This is a genomic window from Pluralibacter sp., from assembly GCF_019237635.1.
Classification (GTDB): domain Bacteria; phylum Pseudomonadota; class Gammaproteobacteria; order Enterobacterales; family Enterobacteriaceae; genus Enterobacter_B.
In genome coordinates, this window is record NZ_JAFAGS010000130.1 from 18,041 (window position 1) to 33,252 (window position 15,212).

Sequence of the window (15,212 nt, forward strand, 5' to 3'; positions counted from 1 at the left end):
GAGATAATGTTCTGCGGGGGAAAAGGTTCAGAATTTATATGAGTAAATTGTCAATAAAAGTGCATAAACAACGAATTTTTCCCGTTTGCAGGGGTGTTTCAAAATATTGCTATAAGTCACATTAAATTTGTGGGTATAGCGCCATAGTTACTGTAACCCTGCAATCCGCCCCAGGAGGAGCAATCATAGTTATTGGTTAAATGATCTTCACATCGCGAGAGAGTTTCCTTAAACTAACCATAATAATAAGAGAGGCCATTATGATTGAACGTGAACTGGGGAACTGGAAAGATTTTATTGAAGGCATGCTTCGTAAATGATTTTCTGAAGTAAACCGCTGCGCTAAATAAAGAGCATGACAAGAAAAGGCGACCGACAGGTCGCCTTTTCTATTTCTGGTGATTATTCCTGCGGCCCCTTCAGCGGGAAGCGGCGGCGAACCAGCACAAAGAACAGCGGTACGAAGAAAATGGCGAGAATGGTGGCGGAAATCATCCCCCCCATCACGCCGGTACCGACCGCGTGCTGGCTACCGGAGCCTGCCCCGGTGCTGGTGGCCATCGGCAGCACGCCGAAGACAAACGCCAGTGAGGTCATGAGAATCGGACGCAGGCGCTGGCGGCAGGCGTGCAACGTCGCCGCCAGCAAATCCTGACCTTTGGCATTCATCTCGTTGGCGAACTCTACGATCAGAATGGCGTTTTTCGCCGACAGGCCGATGACCGTTAATAGCCCCACCTGGAAGTAAACGTCGTTTTCCAGGCCGCGCATCCAGGTGGCCAGCAACGCGCCGATCACCCCCAGCGGTACCACCAGCATGACGGAAAACGGCACAGACCAGCTTTCATACAGCGCCGCCAGGCACAGGAACACCACCAGCAGAGAGATAGCGTACAGCGCTGGCGCCTGGGAGCCGGAGAGACGTTCCTGGTACGACATCGCCGTCCACTCAAGGCCAAAGCCAGTCGGCAGCTGGCTGACCAGTTGCTCCATCACGCCCATTGCGGTGCCGGTACTCACGCCCGGCGCGGCCTCGCCGATAATCTCCAGCGCAGAGTAGCCGTTGTAACGCTCAAGACGCGGCGAGCCGGTCTGCCAGCGCGAGGTGGCAAACGCGGAGAACGGCACCATTTCGCCGCTATTGTTGCGCACATACCACAAGTTGATATCGTCCGGCAGCATGCGATACGGCGCGGCGGCCTGTACATAAACCTTCTTCACGCGGCCACGGTCCATAAAGTCGTTAACGTAGTCCGAACCCCAGGCCGTTTGCAGGGTATCGTTGATGTCGTCGATAGACACCCCCAGCGCCCGCGCTTTTCGCTGGTCGATATCCACCTGCAGCTGCGGGCTGTCGTCGAGGCCGTTGTGACGCACGCGGGTGAGCTGGTCGTTGTTAGCGGCCAGCGACAAAAGCTTATCGCGGGCCGCCATCAGCGCCGCATGACCCTGACCGGCGTGATCCTGAAGCTCCATGTCGAAACCAGCTGAACTGCCCAGACCGCTGATGGCAGGCGGGTTGTTCGCAAAGACGCGGGCTTCGTTTATCTGGTTAAACGCGTTGGTGGCGCGTTCGATAATGGCAAAGGAAGTGCCGGTTTTCGGATCGCGTTCGCCCCAGTCTTTCAGTCGAACGAACATCCGCGCCACATTCTGCCCGTTGCCGCCGGGGCCGGAACCGATGGTTGAAAATACCGAGGCGATGTTCGCCTGTTCGTGGCTGAAAAAGTAATCTTCCACTTTTTTAACCACTTTCAGCGTTTGTTGCTGCGTTGAGCCGCTGGGCAACTGCACTGACGTCAGGAACATACCGCGGTCTTCCAGCGGCAGGAAGGAGGTCGGCAGGCGCATAAACAGCACAACCATGCCGCCCAGCAACAGTACGTAGATAAGCATCCAGCGCACGCTGCGGTGCAGGATCCTGCCTACCGCAGTTTCATAGCGTTCGGCATTGCGATTGAACACCCTGTTAAACCAGCCGAAGAAACCTTTTTTACCGTGCTCTTCGCCTTTTTGTATCGGTTTGAGCAGCGTTGCGCACAGCGCCGGGGTGAGAATCAACGCCACCAGCACCGACAGCACCATCGCGGAAACGATGGTAATCGAGAACTGGCGATAGATAGCCCCGGTAGTGCCGCCGAAGAAAGCCATCGGCACGAATACCGCCGACAGCACCATGGCGATCCCCACCAGCGCGCCCTGTATCTGTCCCATAGATTTGCGGGTCGCCTCTTTGGGCGAAAGCCCTTCGGCGCTCATGATGCGTTCGACGTTTTCCACTACCACGATAGCGTCATCCACCAGCAGCCCTATCGCCAGCACCATCGCAAACATCGTCAGGGTGTTAATACTGTAACCGCAGGCGAACAGGATGGAGAAGGTGCCCATCAGCACCACCGGTACCGCGATGGTTGGGATCAGCGTGGCGCGGAAGTTTTGCAAAAACAGGTACATCACCAGGAACACCAGCGCGATAGCTTCGAGCAGCGTCTTCACCACATCGTGGATTGACGCCTTCACGAAGGAGGTGGTCTCGTAGGCGATTTTGTACTCCAGCCCGTGCGGGAAATAGTGCGACAGCTGATCCAGTCTGTTTAGCACCAGCTCGGCGGTTTGCATCTCGTTGGCGCCGGATGCCAGTTGGATGCCCAGACCGGAGGCCTGGTTGCGGTTGTAAAAACTAAGATAGTCATAATTTTCCGCGCCCAGCTCGACTTTAGCGACATCGCCAAGCGTCACCAGCGATCCGTCCTGATTGACGCGCAGGGTAATATCCCGGAACTGCTGCGGCGTTTGCAGCAGCGACTGGGCGTTAATCGTCGCGTTCAGCGCCTGCTTATCGACGGAGGGCGTCCCCCCAAGCTGGCCGACGGCAATTTGCGCGTTCTGCGATGAGATGGCGTCGGTGACGTCTTTGGTGGTCAACTGGTAGCTGGTGAGCTTCGCCGGGTCGAGCCAGATACGCATCGAATATTGCGAACCGTAGGCCGAAATATCCCCTACGCCGTTAATACGGCTGAGCGGCTCCTGGATGTTACTGGCGACGTAGTCGGCAATATCCTGCTTATCCATACTGCCGTCAGTCGACACGAACGCGATGGTCAGGATGTTGGTATCACCGGTTTTACGCACCGTCACGCCCTGGTCCTGAACGGCTTGCGGCAGTTTTTTCATTGCCGATTGCAGCTGGTTTTGCACCTGTTGCATCGCTTCGTTGGGGTCCGTCCCGGCGCTAAAGGTAAGGGTGATCGTCGCCTGGCCTGCGGAGCTGCTCTGCGAGGACATGTACATCAGGTTATCGAGCCCGGTCATATTCTGCTCAATAACCTGCGTCACGGTATTCTCCAGCGTCTGCGCCGAAGCACCCGGGTAGTTGGCCGTAATACGCACGTTCGGCGGCGCCAGATCGGGGTATTGTTCAACGGGTAGCGATAGAATTGCCAGGGTTCCTGTCAGGCACAACAGGATGGCCAGTACCCAGGCAAAAATGGGGCGATCGATAAAGAAATTCGCCATTGGAATCAGGACCTCATTTTGCTCATTTTCTTGTTATGACACGGCTTCGCACACTGTAGCGGTATGGCCTGAAGCAAACGTGGAGAAATTAAGGAGATATTGTAAATTATCATGCCGCTTTTGCGCATAGCCATACAAAAACAGACGTGGCCCGCTGACGACAAACCGGGATCGGCGGCGTAAGATGTTTGCTCATTCTGACGCTGAGGAGACCGTATGTCGTTTAAAATTGAGGTTATCAAAGATAAGATCCTGTCAGACAACTATTTCGTGTTACGCAATATCACCTACGATTTAACGCAAAAAAATGGCGAAGTCATCCACCATAAACGAGAGGTCTACGACCGGGGCAATGGAGCTACAATTCTGCTCTATAACCCGCGCAAGCAGACGGTAGTGCTGGTACGCCAGTTCCGTATCGCCACCTGGGTCAATGGTAATGAAAACGGCATGCTGATAGAAACCTGCGCGGGTCTGCTGGATGACGACGAGCCGGAAGCCTGTATCCGCAAAGAGGCCATCGAAGAGACCGGCTACCAGGTCGGCGAGGTGCGCAAAGTTTTCGAGCTGTATATGTCGCCAGGCGGCGTGACCGAAATTGTGTACTTCTTCATCGCCGAATATGATGACAGCCTGCGCGCGAATGCTGGCGGCGGCGTCGAGGATGAAGCTATCGAAGTCCTGGAACTGCCGTTTGTTGAGGCGCTGGCGATGATGAAGCGCGGTGAAATTTGTGATGGAAAAGCCGTCATTCTGCTGCAGTACCTGCAAAATGCGGGTTTAATGGACTAATCCGATTGAGCGTAACCGCTGCGTTGCGCCAGGATGACCCCAGAGCATTGTGGTTTTTTTCTTCTGGGGTTGTTCTGTGCGCTATCGTTTCATTTTCCTTCTCTTTCTGGCCTGGTGCCCGTCATTTCTGACCTGGGCCGCCCCTGCGCAGCAAACCTTTGACGACTGGCTGGTGACCTGTAACAACCAGAATTTCTGTCTCGCCCGCAACGTCGGGACGCATCACGGGCTGGTAATGACCCTTGGCCGCAGCGCTGGCGCTCACGCCGATGCCAGCCTGCGCATAGAGCTGGGCGGGCCGGAGAATCTGCTGCCCAAAACGCCAGCCGTTGCGCCGCGACTGCTGTTTGACGGACAACCTCTGACGCTGACCGGCGAGCGCTGGCAGCTTACGCCGTGGTTGTTGAGCACCAGCGACAGCGCCACGATCAACCGGTTTTTGCAGCACATCCAGGAAGGGCAGGCGATCGGCCTGAAGCAGGGCAACCAGAGCATCTCCCTGCAGGGGCTGAAAGCCGCGCTGTTGTTCATTGACGACCGGCAAAAACGCGTGGGTAGCGAGACCGCCTGGATTGGCAAAGGCGACGATCCGCCGCTGAGCGTACCGCCTGCCCCGGCGCTGAAATCGGTCGCCAGAATCAATCCAACGGCGGCGCCGTTCAGTCGCGAAGAGCTCAACGATCTGCTGGATTACGGTAACGTTCGCATGAATAACAGCGCCTGCTCTCTCGATCCTCAGCGCCGTGAAATTTGGGTCACGCCGCTGACCGATGAAAAAGCGCTGCTGATCCAGAGCTGCGAATCCGGCGCGTACAACACCATTTACCTGGCCTGGCTGGTCTCCCGCGAAAAACCGTTTGCCGCCCGGCAGATAAACCTGCGTCTGCCGTTTCTGCCCCCGGACAGCGACAACCGCGAAATTGAGCTGGTGAACGCCAGCTTTGACGGTAACACGCAGGAGCTGACGACCCTTGAGAAGCTGCGAGGCGCAGGCGACTGCGGCGTGCAAACGCGCTGGCGCTATGATGGCCAGCGCTTTCGCCTGGTGCGGTATGCCGGTATGCCGGTGTGCGATAACTGGCAGGGGCCAGATGCCTGGCCCACGCTGTGGATCACCCGTTAAGTACTTTTCTCGCCTTCGCGAGCACGTTGTCGACGGTGAAGCCGAAATGCGGGAACAGTTTGTCCGCAGGCGCAGATTCACCGTACTGCGTCATGCCGACGATAGCCCCCTTGAGACCGACGTATTTGTACCAGTAGTCGGCGATCCCGGCCTCTACCGCCACCCGGGCGGTGACGCCTGACGGCAGCACCGACTCGCGGTACTGAGCGTCCTGGGCGTCAAACACGTCGGTTGACGGCAGCGATACCACCCTCACGTTCACCCCTTCCGCCCGCAGCGTTTCGGCGGCCTGTACGGTGATTTCCACCTCCGAACCGGTGGCGATAAGAATCAGGTCTGGTTTACCGCCCGCGTCTTTTAACACATATCCGCCGCGGGCGATGGCCTGTACCTGCTCCACAGAACGCGCCATCTGCAGCAGGTTTTGCCGCGACAAAATCAATGCCGTCGGACCGTGGTTGCGCTCAACGGCGGCCTTCCAGGCGACCGCAGTTTCGACCTGATCGCATGGCCGCCAGGTGCTGAAGTTAGGGGTAAGCCGCAGGCTGGCGAGTTGTTCCACCGCCTGATGCGTCGGGCCGTCTTCCCCAAGTCCGATGGAGTCATGGGTGTAGACCATAATCTGGTGCGCCTTCATCAGCGCCGCCATGCGCGCGGCGTTGCGGGCGTATTCGACGAACATCAGGAACGTGGCGGTATAGGGGATAAACCCGCCGTGATGCGCGATGCCGTTGGCGATAGCGGTCATCCCGAATTCGCGCACGCCGTAGTGCAGGTAGTTGCCCGCGTGGTCCTCTTTAATCGAGCGAGAACCTTTCCAGATAGTCAGGTTGCTGGGCGCCAGATCCGCCGAGCCGCCGAGCAGTTCCGGCAGGTCAGGGCCATAGGCGTTGAGGGTGTTTTGTGAGGCTTTGCGGCTGGCTATCTTCGCCGGTTCTGACTGCATTCTGGCAATCCAGTCGTGGGTCACCTGCTGCCAGTTGTCAGGCAGTTCGCCGCGCATACGGCGCACGAGCTCCGCCGCCAGATGCGGATGCGCTTTCTCGTAGGCCGCGAACTTCTCGTTCCAGCCGTGCTGCGCTTTTTCACCTTTGTCCCGGGCATCCCAGGCGCTGTAGATTTCGCGAGGGATTTCAAACGCCGGGTACTTCCAGCCGAGTTGCAGGCGCGCCAGTGCGACTTCTTCTTCGCCCAGCGCCGCGCCGTGAGCCTCCTCTTTACCCGCTTTGTTCGGCGAGCCGAAGCCGATAATGGTCCGGCACATGATAAGCGATGGCTTATCTTTCACGCGCTGGGCCTCTTCGATGGCGCGCTTTACCGCCTGCGGGTCATGACCGTCGATATCATGAATGACGTGCCAGTGATAGGCTTCGAAGCGTCTGGCGGTATCGTCGGTAAACCAGCCTTTGGTTTCTCCGTCAATCGAGATGCCGTTGTGATCGTAAAAGCCAATCAGCTTGCCGAGTCCCAGTGTTCCCGCCAGCGAACAGGCCTCGTGAGAGACTCCCTCCATCAGGCAGCCGTCGCCCATAAACACCCAGGTGTAGTGATCAACTATCTCATGACCCGGCTGATTGAACTGCGCGGCCAGCGTCCGTTCGGCAATCGCCATACCGACGGCATTCGCCAGCCCCTGGCCCAGCGGTCCGGTGGTGGTTTCTACGCCAGGCGTATAGCCGAGCTCCGGGTGGCCTGGCGTTTTGGAGTGCAACTGACGGAAGTTTTTCAACTCAGATATCGGCAGGTCATAGCCGCTCAGGTGCAACAGGCTGTAGAGCAACATGGAGGCGTGACCGTTGGATAAAATAAAGCGGTCGCGATCGTACCAGTGGGGATCGTTTGGGTTGTGTTTGAGAAAATCGTTCCACAGCACTTCGGCGATATCCGCCATTCCCATCGGCGCGCCGGGATGGCCGGAATTGGCTTTTTGCACGGCATCCATACTCAGGGCGCGAATCGCGTTAGCAAGCTCTCTTCGGGACATAGTTAACTCCGTGGCAAAAGTTACAGTTTGGCCGCCAGTAGATCTTCCAGTTTGCGCTGATCGACGGCGAACAGGCGGATACCTTCCGCCAGCTTATCCACCGCCATGGCGTCCTGGTTATGCTCCCAGCGGAATTCGGTTTCGCTCATCGCGACCGGATGTTGGAAATACAGCGAAGGCGGAACCAGCTTGCGGATGACCGGCGCATCGCTCTCCTGCAGCGATTTCAGCAGGGCAGGGGCGATGGTCAGGCGGTCACAGCCGACCAGCGCGAGGATCTGCTCGGTGCGGCGGAAGCTGGCGCCCATGACGATGGTGTCATAGCGGTGCTGTTTGAAATAATCGTAAATATTGCGTACCGATCTGACGCCGGGGTCATTCTCCGCCACGTACGGGTCCATCGGTTCGCGCTGCTGATACCAGTCGTAGATGCGCCCGACAAACGGTGATATCAGAAAAACGCCCGCTTCGGCGCAGGCGCGCGCCTGGGCAAAGGAGAACAGCAGCGTCAGGTTGCAGTGAATGCCCTCTTTTTCCAGCACCTCGGCGGCGCGGATCCCCTCCCAGGTGGACGCCAGCTTTATCAGTACCCGTGATTTATCAATTCCCTGGGCGGCGTACAGCGCGATCAGCCGTTGGGCTTTATTGATGCTTTTTTCTTTATCGAAAGAGAGGTGGGCGTCCACTTCCGTCGAAACGCGTCCGGGGATGCTTTTGAGGATCTCGACGCCGACGTTAATCGCCAGCTTATCGCAGGCGTCAATCACGCGCTGCTCGCGGTGGCTGCTCTGCTGTTTAGCCCAGGCCACGGCGTCATCAATGAGCGGGGCGTACTGCGCCAGCCCGACGGCTTTTAGCAGCAGGGAGGGGTTGGTGGTGGCATCTTCCGGCTGATAATGCCGAATTGACTCGATATCGCCGCTGTCGGCGACGACGGTGGTGTATTGTTTAATGCCGTCTAGCTGATTCATGAAAAAGTCTCCTTAAAAGCGGAGCTTTTACGCTCGTGTTTCTGGAAAAGTCATGACGTGCATAACAAAAAAGCATAGCAGACGGGGATGGTGTTGCTTTTGATACCCGGTAACATGGGTGTTAAAAATTGATAACAAAAAAACTGCTGCGATGCCGGGAATATGGCGGCCTTCAAAGTTTATGACGCGCTCAACGGCGATACTTAATGGTTAGCACCAGGAGACGCTGAAACGCATTCCTACCTACAGAACGCTACGTGAAAGGAACATTAAATGGATGACCAGTTAAAACAAAGTGCTCTCGACTTCCATGAATTCCCGATCCCGGGGAAAATCCAGGTCTCTCCAACGAAGCCTCTGGCGACGCAGCGCGATCTGGCGCTGGCCTATTCGCCAGGCGTTGCCGCACCGTGTCTCGAAATCGAAAAAGATCCCCTGGCAGCGTACAAATACACCGCGCGCGGCAACCTGGTGGCGGTGGTGTCCAACGGTACGGCGGTGCTGGGCCTTGGCAATATCGGCGCGCTGGCCGGTAAGCCGGTGATGGAAGGTAAAGGGGTGCTGTTTAAGAAATTCGCCGGTATCGACGTGTTCGATATCGAGGTTGATGAGCACGATCCGGATAAGCTTATCGACGTGGTCGCCGCCCTTGAGCCGACGTTTGGCGGCATCAACCTTGAAGACATTAAGGCGCCTGAATGTTTCTACATTGAGCAGAAGCTGCGCGAGCGCATGAATATTCCGGTTTTCCACGACGACCAGCACGGGACGGCGATCATCAGTACCGCCGCTATCCTCAACGGTCTGCGCGTGGTGGAGAAGAATCTTTCCGACGTCCGTATGGTGGTTTCCGGGGCAGGGGCGGCGGCGATTGCCTGTATGAACCTGCTGGTGGCGCTGGGGATGCAGAAACACAACATCGTGGTCTGTGACTCGAAAGGCGTTATCTACCAGGGCCGCGAGCCCAATATGGTAGAGACGAAAGCGGCCTACGCGGTGGTGGATGACGGCAAGCGCACGCTGGACGATGTGATTGACGGCGCCGATATTTTCCTCGGTTGTTCCGGACCGAAGGTGCTGACCCCTGAGATGGTGAAGAAAATGGCGCGCGCGCCGATGATTCTGGCGCTGGCGAACCCGGAGCCGGAAATTCTGCCGCCGCTGGCGAAAGCGGTTCGCCCGGACGCGATTATCTGTACCGGTCGTTCCGACTATCCTAACCAGGTGAACAACGTACTGTGCTTCCCGTTCATTTTCCGCGGGGCGCTGGATGTTGGCGCGACGGCCATCAACGAAGAGATGAAACTTGCCGCCGTGCAGGCGATTGCTGAACTGGCGCACGCCGAGCAGAGCGAAGTTGTGGCATCGGCCTATGGCGATCAGGATCTGAGCTTTGGTCCGGAATACATCATTCCAAAACCGTTCGACCCGCGTCTTATCGTGAAGATTGCGCCAGCGGTCGCCAAAGCGGCGATGGTGTCCGGTGTGGCGACGCGTCCTATCGAAGACTTTAGCGCTTACGAAGACAAGCTGAGCGAGTTTGTATATAAAACCAACCTGTTCATGAAGCCGATTTTCTCCCAGGCGCGTAAAGAGCCCAAACGCGTGGTGCTGGCGGAAGGGGAAGATACCCGCGTTCTGCACGCCACCCAGGAGATGATTACGCTGGGGCTGGCGAAACCGATTCTGATTGGCCGTCCGAACGTGATTGAAATGCGTATCCAGAAGCTGGGTCTGCAGATCAAACCGGGCGTGGATTTTGAAATCGTAAACAACGAGTCGGACCCGCGTTTTAAAGAGTACTGGAGCGAGTACTACCACATTATGAAGCGCCGCGGCATCACCCAGGAGCAGGCGCAGCGTCATGTGATCAGCAACACTACGGTGATCGGTGCCATCATGGTGCAGCGTGGCGAAGCGGACGCGATGATTTGCGGCACCGTGGGCGATTATCACGAGCACTTTAACGTTATCCAGCCGCTGTTTGGCTACCGTGACGGCGTACAGACCGCAGGCGCCATGAACGCGTTGCTGCTGCCAAGCGGCAACACCTTTATCGCCGACACCTACGTCAACGACGATCCGACGGCGGAACAGCTGGCGGATATTACCCTGATGGCGGCGGAAACCGTGCGTCGTTTCGGTATTGAACCGCGCGTGGCGCTGCTGTCACACTCCAACTTTGGCTCCTCCAACTGTCCGGCGGCGACCAAAATGCGCACCACCCTGGCGCTGGTGCGCGAGCGTGACCCTGAGCTGATGATTGACGGCGAAATGCACGGCGATGCCGCGCTGGTGGAGAGCATTCGTCTCGACCGGATGCCGGACAGCCCGCTGAAAGGCGCCGCCAATATTCTGGTGATGCCGAATATGGAAGCCGCGCGCATCAGCTATAACCTGCTGCGCGTTTCCAGTTCTGAAGGGGTAACCGTCGGACCGGTGCTGATGGGGGTAGCGAAACCGGTGCACGTGTTGACGCCGATCGCCTCCGTTCGCCGTATCGTCAATATGGTGGCGCTGGCGGTGGTCGAGGCACAGACGCAGCCGCTGTAATTTATTTTTAATTCATTCCGGCGCGGGTTTCTCCCGCGCCATTTTATTTTTATATTCTCAAGGTGAATGTGAGTTAATAATTATCATGAATATTTGTTTGCAAATATATTCATGATAATTGGTTTATTGGTTTTGCGAGGTGGCTTAATTAATAAAATTTACATTTTAAAATGGTGGGTTGTTAATGTTGACGGCATTGTAATATTTACAAAATGAGAGAGGGGGTTATATTGTGCGGGCATGGGTGAATCTATGACCATTCACAAGTGAGCGTCTCATATTACGTGTTTGTGTAGTGTTAACCATTGCGTTGCAGACTCTGATTGTTAAGGTCATGGCTTTTGCTCACTTATCATCATACTCCCTTGTCGGGAGGGTGAAATTAAATGGAGCTATAATTATGGACTTTATATTTTCTCGCAGGCTGCTGGCAATAGCCGTAGCTGCCGCGATTCCTCTGGCTGTTAACGCAGCGGAATCGCCAGCAACAGCGACGGCGCGGCACGGGTTTAACGGGTACGATCACCCTAACCAATACATTACTACGCCAACGACAAAAATCGCTGACAATATGATGCCGGTTATATCTCATCCCTCACAGGATAAAGAGACGCAACAAAAGTTGGCTGAGTTAGAGAAAAAAACCGGTAAGAAACCCAATATTGTGGTGTTTATCCTTGATGATGTGGGCTGGATGGATATGGGGTTCAACGGTGGGGGAGAGGCGGTTGGTAATCCCACACCTGATATTGATGCGGTGGCCAGCCAGGGGTTGATCCTGACATCCGCGTATTCGCAACCGAGCTCTTCTCCGACACGCGCAACCATAATGACAGGCCAATATTCTGTTCATCATGGCATTCTTATGCCGCCAATGTATGGTATGCCTGGTGGGCTGGAAGGTCTGACGACGCTGCCACAGCTGCTGCACGATCAGGGTTACGTCACCCAGGCGATCGGCAAATGGCATATGGGTGAGAACACAGGGTCGCAGCCGCAAAATGTTGGCTTTGACGACTTCCGTGGCTTTAATTCAGTGTCGGATATGTACACAGAATGGCGCGACCCGCATGTCAACCCGGAGGTGGCGCTAAGCCCTTCTCGTACTCAATATATTAAAAATCTGCCATTTGATAAAAACGATGTTCATGCGGTACGTGGCGGTAAGGAGGAAGCGGTTGCCGAAATCACACCGAAGTATATGGAAGATCTCGATCAGCGTTGGATGAAGTATGGTGTTGAATTTATTAATAAGATGGCGAATAAAGACAAACCTTTCTTCCTCTATTATGGAACGCGTGGTTGCCATTTTGACAACTATCCCAATGCTTATTATGCAGGACGTTCTCCAGCACGGACTTCTTACAGTGATTGTATCGTGGAGATGAACGATGTCTTCGCCAATCTGTATAAGGCGCTGGAGACCAGTGGACAGTTGGACAATACGCTGATTGTCTTGACCTCCGACAATGGGCCGGAAGCAGAGATACCCCCGCATGGGCGTACGCCGTTCCGTGGTGCGAAAGGCTCAACCTGGGAAGGAGGTGTTCGTGTACCCACCTTTGTTTACTGTAAAGGAATGGTTCAGCCGCGTAAATCTGACGGTATTGTGGATTTGGCGGATTTATTCCCCACCAGTCTCGCGTTAGCAGGATTTCCTGGCGCAAAACTGGATAAACTGATCCCTGCGAAAACGTTTATTGATGGCGTTGATCAATCATCGTTCTTCATTGGTGCAAACGGGCAGTCCAACCGTAAGGCTGAGCACTATTTCCTCAATGGTGAGTTATCCGCCGTTCGTATTGATGAATTCAAATATCACCTGCTTATTCAGCAACCTTTCGCTTTCACGCAGACGGGTTATCAGGGCGGGTTCACCGGCGCGGTGATGAGGACTGCTGGAACGATGATATTTAACCTGTATACCAATCCGCAGGAAGACGACAGTGTTGGTATTCGACACATACCGATGGGCGTTCCATTGCAAGCAGAAGCTCATAACTACATGGAAATTTTGAAGAAATACCCGCCTAAGGTACAGATTAAAATGTAAAATGCCGGGAATGAAAGCCAGCCTTCTTCAGAAGGCTGGCGTTTTACATCCGGGTTTTAGTGTGATGTAAATGTGCCTGCATGATATCGCTTGCGGGACGACCGATAGCTATCAAGTCAGCCATGGCCTTCAGATAGGGCGGTAAATGTTGAAAGTAGAGCCGAAAGCCCTCGCAGAGATAATTCACGCCTGGTTTCCCTTCTTTTGTTAACGCGAAACGATGCTTCGGGCAGCCGCCCCAGCATGCTCTGAGTACCGGGCATTTTTGGCACTGCTCGGGCAATGTTGTGAGTTTTTCCTCTCCAAAGGTCACTTGCTGGTGGGAATCCAGCATAGCGGCGAAAGTATGGTCGCAGATATTCCCTAAATGGTATTGCGGATAGACATAGTGATCGCAGGCGTAGACATCGCCGTTATGCTCGACAATAACAGAACGCCCGCAGGTCGGTTGATGATGACAAACAGCGCCCGGCGCGCCAACGAAGTTAGCGAACGCCCATTCAATGTTCATCACGAAAACGCGACCTACGTCGCGTGCAATCCAGCGGTCGAAAATTTTACAGAGAAACGCACCATAGTCTTTAGGGGGAACTGACCAGTCCGTCACTGTATTGCTGGTGTGGCACCGTTCAACAACAGGGAGAAACTGGATAAATTGAACTCCGCTGGCGACGAGAAAATCGTATACTTTTTCGGGGGATTGGGCACTGCGGCGGTTCACGCATGCCAGCACGTTATACTGCACCCCATGTCGCTGAAGCCGGGCTAAGGCGCGCATAACCAGTTTATGCGTTGGACGGCCTTTTTTCGTCAGACGGTACTCGTTATGAATCTCTTCGGGTCCATCAAGCGACAGTCCAATCAAAAAATGATGGCGGACAAAAAACGCACACCACTCATCGTCCAGCAAAATGCCATTGGTTTGAAAACTGTTAGTGATCTTGCGGCCTGCACCGTATTTGGCCTGTAAGGCGACGGCATGACGATAAAAATTTAGCCCCAACAGCGTCGGCTCCCCGCCTTGCCAGGTAAAGGCGACCTCAGACTCCGGTTCGACTGAGGCGATGTAATCGCGTACATACCGTTCCAGGATGGCCTCGCTCATGCGTGGTTGTGTACTCGATTCATACAAAGCATGCTTTTCGAGATAGAAACAGTAGGCGCAATTCAGGTTACAGTCGGGGCCGCTGGGTTTCGCCATGGCATGAAATGCGCGGGTTACGGTGTTTTGAGACATACAGTATTTATCCATAAAAATTTTATCTCATTCATGGGATTCATATGAATAAGATAATGTCGGTATTAGCGCTGGTATAATTACGGCGAATCGTAATAAAAAGAGATGTTATATATTGACACTTCGGATGTCAGGTTGCAATTCTGATTATATTCAAGGTGATTATGAGTTTTATTGAAAAATAAATTCATCGAATAAGTTATGCGTGCGATTGCACGATAAATATATTCCTCTCTCATGGGAAAGTCGCCATAATTCCATCCTCTTTATATTGTGTTATTCATCAGAGATATTGTTAGCAATAGTCTGGGTAGATTTCATTATGCAAGCATTTAAATCGTATGTTGTGACACGACTAGAAAAATTTTGCTGGTATACGCCTGTCTTGCTATTAACAGGCTGTTCGCTGTCACCGTCGATATCCGTCATCGGTGCTTATTATCCCGATTGGTTATTTTGCATCATTGCGGGTGTCATCGTGACCTTGATCGCCCGGCGATTCATTTTAAAAAGAAATGTGCAGCCGGGTCTTCCCGCGCTTGTCTATACCAGCCTGTTTGCCCTCTTCTCCATGCTGTGTTGGCTGTTATTTTTTTAATTCATGTTGAGATGCGCCCATGGAAAGTTCGCTGAAGAAAAACCCCGCTAAAAAGATACCCGCTCTGATTCTGGTTGTGCTGACGTTAATGGTTCTGGCTTTTGTTATCTGGCGAGTTCATCACTCTCCATCGACTGATGACGCCTATGCTGCTGCTGATACCATCGACGTTGTACCCGAGGTTAATGGCCGCATTGTAGAGTTGGCGGTAAAAGATAATCAGTTGGTCAGGCAGGGCGATCTGCTTTTTCGCATCGATCCCCGCCAGTATGAGGCCAACCTGGCAAAAGCGGAAGCCGCACTCGCGGCACTTGATAAACAGATTATGCTGACGCAGCGCAGCGTCGATGCGCAGAAATTTGGCGCTGACTCCGTCCAGGCGGCA

At 54.5% G+C, this 15,212-nt stretch carries 11 protein-coding genes; 7 read left to right on the top strand and 4 right to left on the bottom strand.

Annotation, left to right across the window (positions count from 1 at the left end; translation table 11 throughout):
* Positions 1–260: 260 nt before the first annotated feature.
* Positions 261–320 (top strand): protein YpfM, encoded by a 60-nt coding sequence (ypfM, locus tag JO226_RS15200; RefSeq protein ID WP_015572204.1) that lies wholly within the window; start codon positions 261–263, stop codon positions 318–320.
* A gap of 82 nt (positions 321–402) precedes the next feature.
* Here ypfM and acrD read toward each other — a convergent pair whose 3' ends face one another.
* Positions 403–3,516, bottom strand: a complete 3,114-nt coding sequence (gene acrD, locus JO226_RS15205) for a multidrug efflux RND transporter permease AcrD (protein ID WP_293602380.1) — start codon at positions 3,514–3,516, stop codon at positions 403–405.
* 216 nt (positions 3,517–3,732) lie between these two features.
* Here acrD and nudK point away from each other — a divergent pair, with 216 nt between their 5' ends.
* Both nudK and JO226_RS15215 read left to right on the top strand, forming a co-directional pair.
* The gene (gene nudK / locus JO226_RS15210; RefSeq protein WP_293602381.1) at positions 3,733–4,308 is read left to right on the top strand and encodes a GDP-mannose pyrophosphatase NudK; all 576 of its coding nucleotides are present in this window, start codon (positions 3,733–3,735) and stop codon (positions 4,306–4,308) included.
* Between the two features lie 76 nt (positions 4,309–4,384).
* Entirely contained in the window at positions 4,385–5,431 is a 1,047-nt protein-coding gene (locus JO226_RS15215; protein WP_293602382.1) for a DUF1176 domain-containing protein, read from the top strand.
* On the opposite strand, the gene tkt is transcribed toward JO226_RS15215, so the two are convergent.
* The gene (gene tkt / locus JO226_RS15220) at positions 5,421–7,415 is read right to left on the bottom strand and encodes a transketolase (protein WP_293602383.1); all 1,995 of its coding nucleotides are present in this window, start codon (positions 7,413–7,415) and stop codon (positions 5,421–5,423) included. The genes JO226_RS15215 and tkt overlap by 11 nt on opposite strands.
* A gap of 20 nt (positions 7,416–7,435) precedes the next feature.
* Complete coding sequence (gene tal, locus JO226_RS15225; protein ID WP_293602384.1) at positions 7,436–8,386, bottom strand: transaldolase; 951 nt, start codon at positions 8,384–8,386, stop codon at positions 7,436–7,438.
* A 273-nt stretch (positions 8,387–8,659) separates the two neighbouring features.
* On the opposite strand from tal, the gene maeB reads away from it, so the two are divergent.
* Positions 8,660–10,939, top strand: a complete 2,280-nt coding sequence (gene maeB, locus JO226_RS15230; RefSeq protein WP_293602385.1) for an NADP-dependent oxaloacetate-decarboxylating malate dehydrogenase — start codon at positions 8,660–8,662, stop codon at positions 10,937–10,939.
* A 400-nt stretch (positions 10,940–11,339) separates the two neighbouring features.
* On the top strand, positions 11,340–12,992 hold the full coding sequence (locus JO226_RS15235) for a sulfatase-like hydrolase/transferase (protein WP_293602386.1): 1,653 nt from the start codon (positions 11,340–11,342) through the stop codon (positions 12,990–12,992).
* Between the two features lie 43 nt (positions 12,993–13,035).
* On the opposite strand, the gene JO226_RS15240 is transcribed toward JO226_RS15235, so the two are convergent.
* Positions 13,036–14,229 (bottom strand): anaerobic sulfatase maturase, encoded by a 1,194-nt coding sequence (locus JO226_RS15240; protein ID WP_293602387.1) that lies wholly within the window; start codon positions 14,227–14,229, stop codon positions 13,036–13,038.
* 322 nt (positions 14,230–14,551) lie between these two features.
* Between JO226_RS15240 and JO226_RS15245 the strand changes: the two genes are divergently transcribed.
* Both JO226_RS15245 and JO226_RS15250 read left to right on the top strand, forming a co-directional pair.
* Positions 14,552–14,827 (top strand): YtcA family lipoprotein, encoded by a 276-nt coding sequence (locus JO226_RS15245; RefSeq protein ID WP_293602388.1) that lies wholly within the window; start codon positions 14,552–14,554, stop codon positions 14,825–14,827.
* A gap of 19 nt (positions 14,828–14,846) precedes the next feature.
* Positions 14,847–15,212: biotin/lipoyl-binding protein (locus JO226_RS15250; RefSeq protein ID WP_293602389.1), on the top strand; the 366-nt coding region annotated here is incomplete at its 3' end.